At 73.5% G+C, this 13,086-nt stretch carries 15 protein-coding genes and 1 pseudogene; 8 read left to right on the top strand and 8 right to left on the bottom strand.

Annotated features, from left to right (window positions below; genetic code table 11):
- Nucleotides 1–135 precede the first annotated feature (135 nt).
- Nucleotides 136–246 (bottom strand): annotated as a pseudogene (locus ABTZ58_RS06725) (MarR family transcriptional regulator); the annotation flags it as partial.
- A gap of 277 nt (nt 247–523) precedes the next feature.
- Entirely contained in the window at nt 524–1,474 is a 951-nt protein-coding gene (locus ABTZ58_RS06720) for an NADP-dependent oxidoreductase (protein ID WP_351351136.1), read from the bottom strand.
- Nucleotides 1,475–1,545: 71 nt separating this feature from the next.
- Here ABTZ58_RS06720 and ABTZ58_RS06715 point away from each other — a divergent pair, with 71 nt between their 5' ends.
- Together ABTZ58_RS06715 and ABTZ58_RS06710 are read left to right on the top strand one after the other, a co-directional pair.
- On the top strand, nt 1,546–2,490 hold the full coding sequence (locus tag ABTZ58_RS06715) for a GlxA family transcriptional regulator (RefSeq protein ID WP_351351133.1): 945 nt from the start codon (nt 1,546–1,548) through the stop codon (nt 2,488–2,490).
- Nucleotides 2,491–2,672: 182 nt separating this feature from the next.
- Complete coding sequence (locus ABTZ58_RS06710) at nt 2,673–3,065, top strand: VOC family protein (protein ID WP_351351130.1); 393 nt, start codon at nt 2,673–2,675, stop codon at nt 3,063–3,065.
- A gap of 291 nt (nt 3,066–3,356) precedes the next feature.
- Here the strand turns inward: ABTZ58_RS06710 and ABTZ58_RS06705 are convergent, their stop codons facing one another.
- Entirely contained in the window at nt 3,357–3,653 is a 297-nt protein-coding gene (locus ABTZ58_RS06705; protein WP_351351127.1) for a DUF4235 domain-containing protein, read from the bottom strand.
- Nucleotides 3,654–3,691: 38 nt separating this feature from the next.
- Entirely contained in the window at nt 3,692–4,717 is a 1,026-nt protein-coding gene (locus ABTZ58_RS06700; protein WP_351351124.1) for a glutathione S-transferase family protein, read from the bottom strand.
- 139 nt (nt 4,718–4,856) lie between these two features.
- Here ABTZ58_RS06700 and ABTZ58_RS06695 point away from each other — a divergent pair, with 139 nt between their 5' ends.
- Nucleotides 4,857–5,780, top strand: coding sequence for a cation diffusion facilitator family transporter (locus ABTZ58_RS06695; protein WP_351351122.1), 924 nt, complete (start codon nt 4,857–4,859; stop codon nt 5,778–5,780).
- 454 nt (nt 5,781–6,234) lie between these two features.
- Here the strand turns inward: ABTZ58_RS06695 and ABTZ58_RS06690 are convergent, their stop codons facing one another.
- Together ABTZ58_RS06690 and ABTZ58_RS06685 are read right to left on the bottom strand one after the other, a co-directional pair.
- The gene (locus tag ABTZ58_RS06690; protein ID WP_351351119.1) at nt 6,235–6,684 is read right to left on the bottom strand and encodes a nitroreductase family deazaflavin-dependent oxidoreductase; all 450 of its coding nucleotides are present in this window, start codon (nt 6,682–6,684) and stop codon (nt 6,235–6,237) included.
- An 87-nt stretch (nt 6,685–6,771) separates the two neighbouring features.
- Entirely contained in the window at nt 6,772–7,404 is a 633-nt protein-coding gene (locus tag ABTZ58_RS06685) for a LysE/ArgO family amino acid transporter (protein WP_351351116.1), read from the bottom strand.
- A 352-nt stretch (nt 7,405–7,756) separates the two neighbouring features.
- On the opposite strand from ABTZ58_RS06685, the gene ABTZ58_RS06680 reads away from it, so the two are divergent.
- Together ABTZ58_RS06680 and ABTZ58_RS06675 are read left to right on the top strand one after the other, a co-directional pair.
- Entirely contained in the window at nt 7,757–8,953 is a 1,197-nt protein-coding gene (locus ABTZ58_RS06680; RefSeq protein WP_351351113.1) for a cytochrome P450, read from the top strand.
- Between the two features lie 12 nt (nt 8,954–8,965).
- On the top strand, nt 8,966–9,166 hold the full coding sequence (locus tag ABTZ58_RS06675) for a ferredoxin (RefSeq protein WP_351351110.1): 201 nt from the start codon (nt 8,966–8,968) through the stop codon (nt 9,164–9,166).
- A 21-nt stretch (nt 9,167–9,187) separates the two neighbouring features.
- On the opposite strand, the gene ABTZ58_RS06670 is transcribed toward ABTZ58_RS06675, so the two are convergent.
- Complete coding sequence (locus ABTZ58_RS06670) at nt 9,188–9,739, bottom strand: TetR/AcrR family transcriptional regulator (protein ID WP_351351107.1); 552 nt, start codon at nt 9,737–9,739, stop codon at nt 9,188–9,190.
- 93 nt (nt 9,740–9,832) lie between these two features.
- Between ABTZ58_RS06670 and ABTZ58_RS06665 the strand changes: the two genes are divergently transcribed.
- Both ABTZ58_RS06665 and ABTZ58_RS06660 read left to right on the top strand, forming a co-directional pair.
- Nucleotides 9,833–10,291, top strand: coding sequence for a nuclear transport factor 2 family protein (locus tag ABTZ58_RS06665; protein ID WP_351351104.1), 459 nt, complete (start codon nt 9,833–9,835; stop codon nt 10,289–10,291).
- Nucleotides 10,292–10,360: 69 nt separating this feature from the next.
- Entirely contained in the window at nt 10,361–10,897 is a 537-nt protein-coding gene (locus tag ABTZ58_RS06660; RefSeq protein ID WP_351351101.1) for a flavoprotein, read from the top strand.
- A gap of 2 nt (nt 10,898–10,899) precedes the next feature.
- Here ABTZ58_RS06660 and ABTZ58_RS06655 read toward each other — a convergent pair whose 3' ends face one another.
- The gene (locus ABTZ58_RS06655; RefSeq protein WP_351351098.1) at nt 10,900–11,910 is read right to left on the bottom strand and encodes a hypothetical protein; all 1,011 of its coding nucleotides are present in this window, start codon (nt 11,908–11,910) and stop codon (nt 10,900–10,902) included.
- 205 nt (nt 11,911–12,115) lie between these two features.
- Here ABTZ58_RS06655 and ABTZ58_RS06650 point away from each other — a divergent pair, with 205 nt between their 5' ends.
- Nucleotides 12,116–13,084: an aldo/keto reductase gene (locus ABTZ58_RS06650; RefSeq protein WP_351351095.1), complete on the top strand. Its 969-nt coding sequence runs from the start codon at nt 12,116–12,118 to the stop codon at nt 13,082–13,084.
- Nucleotides 13,085–13,086: the final 2 nt, after the last annotated feature.

Raw genomic sequence — 13,086 nt, 5'->3', positions numbered from 1 at the left:
AAGTTACCCTCCTTCGAGTGAATCTGAGCATGTTCGATTGACATATGTCTTTGAATTACAGGCGAGTTGGCCGAGGTTCGCGCGGGGGCGTACGCGGTCGTGAGCGCGGGCGTGCTACGGGGTGCGAGTGACGCTCTACGGCAACGCGTGCCAGGCCGTCACGAGAGCCTGACGGAACTGCTCGGTCTGGTGGGTCGTGAGGTCCCGCCCCATCCGCTCCTCCAGCTCCCTCACGGGCCTGGCGTGCCGGGCGGCAACCGGCCGGGAGTGCCGCCCGGCTGGGGCTGCCCGACCGGCCGGGGCTGCTTGACCGACTCGGTCCGCACGTTCGCCCGGGGCTGCCCGTCCGGCTGTCGCGTCCACCCGCCCGCCCGCCCGCCGGCCGCGTCCGCCCGACCGGCGGGGTCCGCACGACCGCCCGCGGCTGCCGCCCGGCGGCGTCCGCCCCACGACCCAGGCTGCCCCGCCGTTCGAGCAGGCGGGGCCGCCCGGCCGGTGGGGCGGAACCGCCGTGTCGGTCCGCTCAGTCGGTCACCAGCACGAGCTTCCCCGTCGTGCGGCCCGTTTCGCCCTGGGTGTGGGCCTCGGCCGCCGCCGTCAGCGGGAACGTGCCCGCGATCGTGGCGCGGAGCGTGCCCGCCTCGGCGAGTCGTCCGATCGCCTCCATGCCCGTGCGGTCGGCGTCCACCAGCATGCGCAGCGCCCTGACCCCGAGCCGCTCGGCCTCCTCGTAGAACTCGTCCGAGCCGCCCGGCAGGATCGAGACCACCACGCCGCCGGGCCGCAGCACGCGCAGCGAGCGCAGGGACGTGTCGCCGCCGATGGTGTCCAGCACGACGTCGACGTCCTTCACGGCCTCCGCGAAGTCCGTCTCCCGGTAGTCCACCGCCTCGTCCACACCGAGCTCGCGCAGGAAGTCGTGCTTGCCCGCGCTCGCGGTGCCGATCACGTACGCACCACGCTCCTTGGCGATCTGGACGGCCACGTGCCCGACCCCGCCCGCTGCTGCGTGGATCAGCACCCGCTGCCCGGGCCGCACGTCCGCGTGCTCGGTCAGCGCCTGCCACGCGGTGAGCGAGACCAGCGGCAGCGCACCCGCCTGGACGTGGTCGATCCCGGCCGGCTTGCGCGCGAGGGCACGCACCGGCGCGATGACGTACTCGGCGTGCGAGCCGTGCCCGAACGGGTACGGCAGCATCCCGAAGACCTCGTCACCCGGCACGAACGCCGCCACCCCGATCCCGACGGCCTCCACCACGCCGGAGACGTCCCAGCCGAGGACGAAGGGCGGTTCGCCCAGGAACCCGCCGGTCGCCCGGTGCTTCCAGTCGGTCGGATTGACCCCGGCGGCCCGCACCCTGACCAGCACCTCGTTCGCCCGCGGCACCGGCCGCTCGATCTCCACTTCCTTCAGGACCTCGGGACCGCCGAGGACGTCCTGGCTGATGGCTCGCATCGTGTTCTGTGTGCTCATGGTGATCCAGCGTGCCGGTTCGCCCATCTTCCGGCCATGGCAAGATTGCCAACATTCGATAGAATCGTGCCATGCAGCCTGAACGCGTGGTCGTGTTGGCCCTGGACGGCGTCTACCCCTTCGAGCTGGGCATCCCCAGCCGGATCCTCGGCGCGGCCGACGGCCGGTACGAGGTGCTGACCTGCTCGGTCGACGGCGGCCCCGTGCGCACCAACGCCGACTTCGGCGTCACCGTGCAGCACGGCCCCGAGATCCTGACCACGGCCGGCACGGTCGTGATCGCCCCGATCGCGCCCGCCCACCTCACCGAGGAGGTGCCCGGGCCCGTCCTGGCCGCCCTCGCGCTCGTCCGCCCGGGCACGCGCATCGTCTCCATCTGCACGGGCGCCTTCGTCCTGGCCGCGGCCGGGTTCCTCGACGGGCGCCGGGCGACCACCCACTGGCAGGTCGCCGACCGCTTCCGGCGCATGTTCCCGCGCGTCGACCTCGACCCGGACGTCCTCTTCGTCGACGACCACCCGTTCCTCACCTCGGCCGGAGCCGCCTCCGGCGTGGACGTCTGCCTCCACCTCGTCCGTAAGGACCACGGCAGCAGGCTGGCCAACAGCGTCGCCCGCCGCTGCGTCGTCCCGCCGTTCCGCGACGGCGGCCAGGCCCAGTACATCGAGCAGCCCGTCCCCGAGCAGGGCGCCGCGAGCACCGCCGCCACCCGGGCCTGGGCCCTGGAACGTCTCGGCGAGCCGCTCACCCTGGCCGATCTCGCCGGCCACGCCCGGATGAGCCAGCGCACCTTCGCCCGCCGCTTCCACGACGAGGTGGGGGTCAGCCCCGGCCGCTGGCTCATCCAGCAGCGCGTCTCCCGGGCCCGGCACCTGCTGGAGTCCAGCGACCTGACGGTGGACCAGATCGCCGGCAGGGTCGGCTTCGCGACCGGCGCCTCCCTGCGCCAGCATCTGCACGCGGCGATCGGGGTCTCCCCGCAGGCCTACCGCCGTACCTTCCAGACCGCCCGCTGAGCCCCGCGGCGACCGCCCCGACCACCAGGACGCCGAACTCTTCGCCGACGAGCTGGACGGCCGTGAACTCATGCGCGACGGACGGTGGTTGAACACCGACTGAATCGGCCGGTCCGGGATATCCGCAAGGTACGGGGTCGCGAGGCACGACCGCCCCGCGGCCGGAATCCTGCGGAGGAGACATGGCACTGGTGAAAGCGGGGGTCCTCGTGCTCGACTGCGCCGAGCCCGAGAAGCTCGCCGAGTTCTACAAGGAACTGCTGGAGGGAGAGGAGTCGGACGCGACCGCCAACCGGGTGGAGATCAGGACCGCCGACGGCTTCCGGATCGCACTGCGCCGGGACGTCAACGCCACCCCGCCCAGCTGGCCGCGCCCGGAGAACTCCCTCCAGGCCCACCTGGAGTTCGTAGTGGACGACCTCGACGCAGTCGAACGCCGCGTCGTCAGCCTCGGCGGCCGCCCCCTGGAGGCCAAGGACGCCTCGGGCCCCCTGGAGGAGCGCGGTTACGCGGACCCGGCCGGCCACTCCTTCATCCTGCGCCGCACCACCCCGACGGCACCGAAGCAGGGCTGACCCGGCGGGGGAGCGGTGCGCCGGCCCGGCACCGCTCCCCGTCCGGCGGCCGAACACGGCACCGGCCAGGGCCACATGAACGACCGATCCCCCGAGGACGTCCGGCGGCCATCGGCGCCGAGGTCCCACGCGACCGGGAGCAGGGCGCGCAGGGGAGCGGGCAGCTCGCCGCGCAGGTCACGGACCGCGTCCCGGGCGAGCACGACGAAGAGCGCGGTCAGCGCGGGCCGAGCGCACGGAGCGGCCCCGCCCGGACCGGGCGGGGCCGCTGCGCGGCGGTGCCGGCCCGCGTCAGTCGCGGCCGCCCTTCTCGCCGGCCGGCCACGTGCCGGTCGACCGCTCGATCGCCTTGGCGCCCGCGCGGTCCACGGCGCTGCGCACCACGGCGAAGATGGCGCCCTGGATCGCGGCGGCCAGCAGGACCTCGCCCCAGCCGCGGTCCTTGTCCAGCGCGTCCGGCGCGTCCTCCTCGTGCCGGATCGCCATCCACGCCTTGCGGAAGGCGAGTCCGGCCAGCCAGCCGCCCGACCAGCCGAGCACGAATCCGAGCGGCTGGTAGGCGAGGGACATCTTCTTCTTCTTTGCCACGGGGATCTCCTCGATGAATGAGAGTGGGTCGAACGTGGTCAGGGGGTGTGCGCCGCGGGGATCCGCTCCTCGGGGCGGACCGGCCCGGGCGGGGTTCCGTCGCCGAACGGCCGGCCTCCCAGCTCCTCGCGGTGGTGCGGGGTCAGCCAGCCGGACAGGTCCGGCCCCAGCGGCACGACACGGGTCGGGTTGATGCCCGTGTGCACCTGGTAGTAGTGCCGCTTGATGTGGTCGAAGTCGACGGTGTCGCCGAACCCGGGCGTCTGGTAGAGGTCTCGCGCGTATCCCCACAGCACCCGGTTCTCCGTCAGCTTCCAGCGGTTGCACTTGAAGTGACCGTGGTAGACCGCGTCGAAACGGACCAGCGTGGTGAACAGCCGGATGTCCGCCTCGGTGATCGTGTCGCCGACGAGGTACCGCTGCCGCTCCAGCCGGGCCGCGAGCAGCTCCAGCCGTCGGAACACGCCCGCGCAGGCGGCCTCGTACTCCTCCTGCCCGGTGGCGAAGCCGGCCCGGTACACGCCGTTGTTGACGTCCTCGTAGACGTCCGCCATCACCTCGTCGATCTCGTCGCGCAGCCGGTGCGGGTACAGGTCCGGTGCCCCGTCCCGGTGCAGGGCCGTCCACTCGGTCGCGAGGTCGAGCGTGAGCTGCTGGTAGTCGTTGGTGACGAGCCGTCCGCTGGGGACGTCCACGAGCGCCGGCACGCTCACCCCGCCCGGATGGTCCGTCTCCCGGCGGTCGTACGCCTCACTCAGATAGCGGATGCCGAGGACCGGGTCGCGGCCGTCCTCGTCCAGCGTGAAGCGCCAGCTGCGGTCGTCCTGGATCGGATCGGCGACGGCCAGCGACAGCGCGTCCTCCAGGCCGAGCAGCCGCCGGGAGACCAGCGACCGGCTCGCCCACGGGCAGGCGCGGCTGACGACCAGGCGGTAACGGCCGGCCTCCACCGGCCAGCCGTCCCGGCCGTCCGCCGTGACCCGGTCCGCGAAGTGCGCCTTGGACCGCTTGAACGTCCTCCTCCCGTAGGCGCTGTTGCCGTCGTCGCCGTCGTCGCGGCTCATGGGGGTGACCTCCTTGCCGTACGTGTTTCCTGGTGAACGCGTTCCCCGTTTTCCGCGGACGGCACGGTGTGAGCACCGCCGACCGGGGCAATCGGCGGAGGTGACTGAACAAGCATCTGATCGGAGGACACGCGTCACCGTGCTGGTGGCGCTCGCTGCCAACCTGGTGATCGCGGCCGCCAAGGCCGTCGGCGGCCTCGCCGCGGGATCACCCGCCCTGCTGTCGGAGGCTGCCCATTCGGTGGCCGACAGCCTGAACGAGGTGTTCCTGCTCGCGGCCCTGCGCCGCAGCCGCCGCCCCGCCGACCGGCGGCATCCCTTCGGCTACGGCAAGGAGCGGTTCTTCTGGTCGCTCCTCGCGGCGGTCGGGATCTTCGTGATGGGCGGATGTTTCTCGTTCTTCCAGGGCGTCGAGGCCCTGACGAGCGACTCGGAGGAGGACCTCGGGGGCTATGTCGCCGGCCTCGTCGTGCTCGGCATCGCCCTCCTCGCGGAGGGCGGTTCGCTGCTGCGCGCGCTGTACCAGGTGCGCCGGCAGGGCGGCGCGCACGCCGGGATGCGGGATCCGGCCCTGCGGACGGTGGTCGCGGAGGACGGCACCGCGGTGCTCGGCGTCACGCTGGCGATCGTGGGCATGGCGCTGCACATGGCCACCGGGCAGGTGGTGTGGGAGGCGGCCGCGTCGCTCGCGATCGGCGCGCTGCTGGTCTACGTCGCCTTCCGGCTGGGCCGGGAGGCCCGCGACCAGCTGATCGGCGAGGCGGCCGACCCGGAGGCGAGCGGGCGGATCCGGGAGCTGCTGCGGGCGCAGCCGGAGATAGACAGCGTGGAGGCGCTGTTCACGATGAAGACGGGCCTGGACTCGACTCTGGTGGCGGCCCGCGTCGACCTGGTGCCGGGGCTGGACAGCGAGCGCGTGGAGGAGGTCGCCGTCCGCATCAAGCGTTCCATCGCCAGCACGGTGCCCGAGGCCGGCCAGATCTTCCTCGACGTCACCGACCGCCGCCTGGGGCGCGAGGCAGCCGAAAGCCCCGCCGCGACGGGGGAGCGCGGCGGGGCCTGACCCACGCGTGCCCGCCCGGCGGCGCTTCATGCACCCCGTGCGGAAACTTCCCTTCCGGCCGCCCGGGAGGGCGGCCGAGCCGGGGGCCGCAAGCGGCCCGCACGAAAGCCCGGGCCTCCGGGACCGGGGCCTCGCCCCGCCCCGGTGAAGTGCCTGGACGGGGGCGAGGAGGGGTCGTGCAGGCGCCCCGGCCCAGGCCGCCCGAGCCCTTCCTGCACGCGGCCGAGCATCAAAACGAGCCCTTTCTGCACGCGGCCGGGAGCATCAGGACGAGCCTCGCCCGCGCCCTTGCCGCACGCGGTCCGACGCCCGAGCAGGGCCGCCCGCCCCGGCCCTCCATGCCCCTGGCGCGGACCGGCACCGCGTCCGGCGGCGGTGGCGCCGGCGCACCGCCCGGACCCGCCGGGCCGGCTACGACGACGGGCCTGCCCGGCCGCCCGGTCGGCGCCTCGCCTCAGGCCTCCCGCACCGGCTCCAGGACGAACACCGGAATCTCCCGGTCCGTCTTCCTCTGGTAGTCGGCGTACGCCGGATACGCCGCGACGGCGCGCTCCCACCACCGGGCCTTCTCCTCACCCGTGACCTCACGGGCCGTCATGTCCTGCTTGACGGGGCCGTCCTGGAGCTCGGCGCGGGGGTGGGCCTTGAGGTTGAAGTACCAGACGGGGTGTCTGGGGGCGCCGCCCAGGGAGGCCACCGCGGCGTAACGCCCCTCGTGTTCCACCCGCATCACCGGCGTCTTGCGCAGCTTCCCGCTCCGGGCGCCCCGGGTCGTCAGCACGACCACCGGCAGCGTCGTGCCCTGCAGCGTCGTCCCCCGCGTTCCGCCGGAGCTCTCGTACAGCTCCACCTGCCTGCGCACCCATCCGGTCGGGCTCGGTTCGTACTCGCCTTCGAGAGGCATGGCATCCGTCCCATCGTCGCGTCCACGGCTGACCGCCGGTCGTTACAACACCCGCAGGCCCCGGAATCATCCGGCCCGCCCGGCGCCTCACCCCGGCGCCACCGCCATCCGCACGGCCAGTGCCGTCATCACCCCGCTCGCGACCAGTGCCGTCACCAGCCGGCCCCGCGGCCCGGTCAGCGCCCGGCCCAGCAGCGCACCGCTCCGGGCGAGCAGTACCTGCCAGCTCGCGGAGGCCGCGAAGGCGGCCAGCACGAACACGCCCTGCTCCCACGGCCCGGCCGGGCCGGAGGCCTGCGAACCGAGCACGAGCGCGGCGAAGTAGATCACCGTCGTGGGGTTGAGCAGGGTGATGCCGAGCAGTCCCCAGAACGCCCGGGCGGGGCCCGGGGGAGCGGGGGCCGCCCGCGTGGCGAACCGGTGGCTCCGGTACTCGCGCAGCGCGGTGACCGCGCCCCACACCGCGAGCCCGAGCAGCACCAGCACGCAGACCCACCGCAGCGGCCCGAGCACCGGCCGCAGCGCGGCGGCCAGGGCCGTACCGCCGAGCGTCGCGGCGAGGGCGTAGATCCCGTCGGCGGTGGCGACGCCGAGCGCGGCCCAGGCACCGGTGCGCAGGGACGTGCGGGCGGTGAGGGAGACGAGGTAGGTGCCGACGGCGCCCACGGGGACGGCGATGCCGTACCCGGCGAGCAGCCCGGCCACGAGCGCGGCGGTCATGACCGCGGTGCTGCAGGCCCTCCGGGGCGGCCGGACCGCTGCTGTCGGCGCGCGGCGGGAGCGGCGGCGGACAGCTTCGGGGAGGCGGCGGAGGAAGGCATGGCTGGATCCTGCGCTCCGAGCCACCCCGTCGACAACCGGTTTTCGCTGCCGCGCCGGTGCGTCCGGCCCGGGTACCGGCCGCCGCCGCGCCAAGGGCGGCCGGCCGGCCCCGCCGTTCGGACGGGGAAGACGGCATTCTCCGGCCAACTTGCATGTCACCCCCGACCTGGCCGAACTTGACGTCGCCTCATAGGTGCCCGAGGCATCTAATGAAGATCGGCACGACGCACACATCGTCTGCGAGGTCTTCATGACGGACACGACCGCACCCGTCGTCTTCCCCCAGAGCCGGACCTGCCCCTACCACCCGCCCACCGCCTACCAGCCGCTGCGCACCGAGCGCCCCCTGACCCGCGTCACCCTCTACGACGGCCGCGAGGCCTGGCTGGTCAGCGGGCACGCCACCGCCCGCGCGCTGCTGGCCGACCCACGCCTGTCCTCCGACCGCGACCGGCCCGGCTTCCCCGCGACCACCCCGCGCTTCACCGGATTCCGCAACCGCAGGACCGCCCTGCTGGGCGTCGACGACCCCGAGCACCGCGCCCAGCGGCGCATGGTCGTCGGGGACTTCACCCTCAAGCGGGCCGCCGGACTCAGGCCCCGCATCCAGCGGATCGTCGACGAGCGGCTCGACGCGATGATCGCCCAGGGCCCGCCCGCCGACCTGGTCGGCGCCTTCGCGCTGCCCGTCCCGTCCATGGTCATCTGCGCCCTGCTCGGCGTCTCGTACGACGACCACGAATTCTTCGAGGCCCAGTCGCGGCGGCTGCTGCGCGGTCCGGACGCCGCCGACGTGCAGGACGCCCGGGACCGGCTGGAGACGTACTTCGGGGAGCTGATCGACCGCAAGCGCGAGGTTCCCGGCACGGGCCTGCTGGACGATCTCGTCCAACGGCAGCCGCGCGACGGCGGACTCGACCGCGAGGGCCTGATCGCCCTGGCCCTGATCCTGCTGGTCGCGGGCCACGAGACCACCGCCAACATGATCTCCCTCGGCACCTTCACCCTGCTCCGGCACCCCGAGCGGCTCGCCGAACTGCGCGCCGACCCGGAACTGGTGCCGGCCGCGGTCGAGGAGCTGATGCGGCTGCTGTCGATCGCGGACGGCCTGCTGCGCACGGCGGTCGAGGACATCGAGGTGGCCGGGACGACGATCCGCGCGGGGGACGGCGTGATCTTCGCGACCTCGGTCATCAACCGCGACGAGACGGTCTACCCCGAGCCGGACACACTCGACTGGCACCGCCCGGCCCGTCACCATGTCGCGTTCGGCTACGGCATCCACCAGTGCCTCGGCCAGAACCTCGCCCGGGCCGAGCTGGAGATCGCCCTGCGCACCCTCTTCGACCGGCTGCCCACACTCCGTCTGGCCGTCCCGGCCGAGGAGATCCCCTGCAAACCGGGCGACACGATCCAGGGGATGCTGGAACTTCCCGTGACCTGGTAGAGGCTTCCGGACATGCGCATCGACATCGACAAGGACGTCTGCATCGGCGCGGGCCAGTGCGCCCTGACCGCCCCGGACGTGTTCACCCAGGACGACGACGGCTACAGCACTCTGCTGCCCGGCCGGCAGGACGGTGGCGACAGCCCTCTGCTGCGGGAAGCGGCCCGGGCCTGCCCGGTGAGCGCCATCACGGTCTCGGAGACGGTGGGCTGACGCCGGGGCCCGCCACCCCGCTCACGCGGCCCGCAGCAGCAGGCGGGCCGCCTCCCTCGCCTCGGTCGCGGGCTTCGCGCTGCCGGTGACGCCGGCCGTGACCATCGCGCCCTCCGCCAGCAGGAACAGCTGCCCGCCCACCGAGGCGGGCAGCCCCGCGGCGGCGGCGAGGGAGTCGAGGTACTCCCGGAACGCCCGCTTGTGCGCCCGCACCCGGTCCGCCACCGGCGCGGACGTGGCACCCAGTTCGCCGTAGGCGTTGATCCACGCGCAGCCCCGGAAGCCGGGCTCGCCGAACCACCGGCCCAGCCAGTCGAACACGGCCAGGATCCGGTCCTGCGCCCCCTCGTGACCCTCGACGTACGCGGCCAGCCGCCCGCGCCAGCGCGTGTCGCGCCGCTCCAGATACGCCTCCACCAGTCGCTCCTTCGCGGGGAACAGCTGGTAGAGCCGCTTGAGCGAGACCCCGGAGGCGCTGCGCACGTCGTCCATGCCGACGGACTGCACGCCCCGCCCGTAGAAGAGTTCCTCGGCGGCGTCCAGCGCCCGTTCCCGGGCCTGTGAACTGTCCATGCACGACCACTCCTTGACGCGAGAACCAGCGTTCTCCTACGGTAGCAGCCGCGTGGAGAACGTACGTTCTCTTCCGTAGCCCCGGGAGGATCCATGACCGACCGTCCACCCCTGCCGCCCTTCACCCGCGCGACGGCGGCACAGAAGGTGCAGGCCGCCGAGGACGCCTGGAACACCCGCGATCCCCACCAGGTCGCCCTCGCCTACGCGGAGGACTCCGTCTGGCGCAACCGCGACATCTTCCTCACCGGCCGTGCCGAGATCGTCGCCTTCCTCACCGCCAAGTGGGCGCGCGAGCGGGAGTACGCCCTGCGCAAGGACCTGTGGGCCTTCGACGGCAACCGCATCGCCGTCCGCTTCCAGTACGAGTCCCGCGACGCCGGCGGACAGTGGTGGCGCTCCTACGGCAACGAGCTCTGGGAGTTCGACGAGCACGGCCTGATGACCCGCCGCGAGGCGAGCATCGACGACGTGCCGATCGAGGAGGCGGACCGCCGCATCCACGGCCCGCGGCCGGACGGGGAGCGGGGGCGCACCCTCCCGCTGCGGTGACACCTGCGGTGACACCTGCGGTGACACCTCCGCGCTGCCAAGGCCCGCGCGGTCACTAGGGTTTCGGGGATGACCGCACAGACCGCCCGCAAGCCCTTCCTCTACGTCGTCGTCTGCGCCGCCGGCATCGCCGCGGAGGTCGGCGAGCTCATCGCCGCCGCTCAGGAGAGGGGCTGGGAGGTCGGGGTCATCGCGACGCCGGTCGCCATGAACGGCTTCTTCGACACCGCGGCCGTCGAGGCCAGCACCGGCCGCCCGATCCGGTCCGCGTGGCGCACCCCGGGCGAACCGCGCCCGTTCCCGGCACCCGACGCCGTCGTCGTCGCGCCCGCCACCTTCAACACCGTCAACAAGTGGGCGGCGGGCATCGCCGACACCCTCGCCCTCGGCACCCTCTGCGAGGCCGCGGGGCTGGGGGTGCCCATCGCCGTCCTGCCGTGTGTGGCCGAGGCGCTGGCGACCCACCCCGCCTACCGGGCGGCCCTCGAACGGCTCGGCGGAATGGGCGTCCGCTTCGGCGGGCCGTACTCCTCAGAGCCCGGACCGGACGGCGGACGGCCGGAGTTCGCCTGGCAGCGGGCGCTGGACCTGCTCGCACACGACTGAGGTCAGGAGCAGCCGACCGTCGGGCCCTCCACCATGCCGCCGGTGTACAGCGCCTGCCCGCGCGGCATCCAGTAGCCCAGCTTCGAGACCACCGTCGAGCAGGCCGACGACAGCCGCACCTTCACCCGCACGGTGGCGGCACGCCCCGGCTGCAGGTCGGTGAGCGCGCAGTCCACCGCGTACCGCAGGCGGTCCCGCGACGGGGCCCGGCCGACGAGCGGATTGACGCACCGGGCGTCCGCCGTGCTGATCCGCACCCCGCTGGCCTCCTCGCCGATCAGCCCGAACCGCGCACTGCCGTCGCCCTGGTCGCTGTCGCGGTACACCCGGTAGGTCAGCGTGGTCGTGGTGCCGGGGCGCAGGGTGAGCCGGTCGACCTCGACCCGGTGCGTGGGCCGCTGCTTCGGCGCGGTCAGGGTGAGCGTGGCCCGGACCGTGCCGTGCAGGTCCACACCGGAAGGCGTGGACCGCACGTGTACCGAGGCGGTGATGTCGTAGGTGCCCGGGCCGGGGTACGGATGGGAACCGGGCAGGGTCCCGGAGGCCACGGTCGTCCCGTCGCGCCGCGCCGTCCAGCTGCCGGAGGTCAGACACGCGTACCGGACTGACGTCCCGGGGCGGCGGCAGGAGGCGGGGGCCGAGACGGCCATGACCGGGGTGCCGCTGCCCGCGCACACGCTGACCACGGCCCGCTCACCGCCCGCGCCCCGCAGCACACCAGCGGGCGCGCACAGCGTCGCCGGCGCTCCGGACGTCGATGTCCCGGCCGCCGTTGCCCCGGTCACCGATGTCCCGGCCGTCGATGTCCCGACCGTCGACGTCCCGGTCACCGATGTCCCGACTGTCGATGTCCCGGCCACCGATGCCTCGGCCGTCGATGTCCCGGCCACCGATGCCTCGGCCCGGACGTCGGCCGGTGGTGGCACCGGGCGGCTCCAGGCGGTGGAGACGAGCGCGGCGGAGACCGCGGCCGCGCCGGTCAAAATCCTGAGTGTCCTCCGTCGTGTCGCCACGTGTCCTCCCGTACGCGACCGACCGGCCGGGCGCCGGTCACCTGCGCCGAGGATGCGCCGTCGGACGGGCCGCCCCACCGCTCCCACGCCGGGCGGTCACCTGAGGGCAGCAACCACCGCCCGGCCGCCGGACGGCCCCGACTTCGAGGGCACACCAGCACGTACGGTGGCCCTGGAAACCCTCCCGAAGGCAGGAGCAGCAACGATGCAGTACGTGAAGCTCGGTTCGACGGGCCTGGACGTCTCGCGGATCTGTCTGGGGTGCATGACCTACGGCCTGCCCGACCGCGGCACGCACGAGTGGACCCTCGACGAGGAGGCCTCCCGTCCGCTGATCCGGCAGGCGGTCGAGGCGGGCATCAACTTCTTCGACACCGCCAACGTCTACTCCGACGGCACCAGCGAGGAGATCGTCGGCCGGGCCCTGCGCGACTTCGCCCGCCGCGACGAGATCGTGCTGGCGACGAAGGTGCACGGCCGGATGCGCCCCGGGCCGAACGGCGGCGGGCTGTCCCGCAAGGCGATCATGACCGAGCTCGACCGGAGCCTCGCCCGTCTGGGCACCGACTACGTCGACCTCTACCAGATCCACCGCTTCGACCCGCACACCCCGGTCGAGGAGACGATGGAGGCGCTCCACGACGTCGTCAGGGCGGGCAAGGTCCGCTACATCGGGGCGAGTTCGATGTACGCCTGGCAGTTCTCCAAGATGCAGTACACCGCGCGGCTGAACGGCTGGACCCGTTTCGTCTCCATGCAGAACCACTACAACCTGATCTACCGCGAGGAGGAGCGCGAGATGCTGCCCCTCTGCGCCGACCAGGGCGTGGGCGTGCTGCCGTGGAGCCCGCTCGCCCGCGGCCGCCTCACCCGCGACTGGGACACCACGACCGGCCGCAGCGCCACCGACACCTTCGGCAGCACCCTCTACCAGGACGGCGACCGCGCGATCGTCGAGGCCGTCACGCGCATCGCCGAGGCCCGCGGCGTGCCGCGCGCCCGCGTCGCCCTGGCCTGGCTCCTCCAGCAGGCCACGGTGACGGCCCCGATCGTCGGCGCCGCCAAGCCGCAGCACCTCCAGGACGCGGTGGCCGCGGTGGAGCTGGAACTCGACGGCAAGGAACTGGAGGAGCTGGAACGGCCCTACGCCCCGCACCCCATCGCCGGTCACTGAGG

Origin of the sequence: Streptomyces sp. NPDC094143 (assembly GCF_040303825.1) — a bacterium.
In the GTDB taxonomy this organism is placed as follows: Bacteria; Actinomycetota; Actinomycetes; order Streptomycetales; family Streptomycetaceae; genus Streptomyces.
The sequence above is the reverse complement of the archived record's forward strand: the minus strand, read 5'-3'. Positions and strand labels throughout refer to the sequence as shown.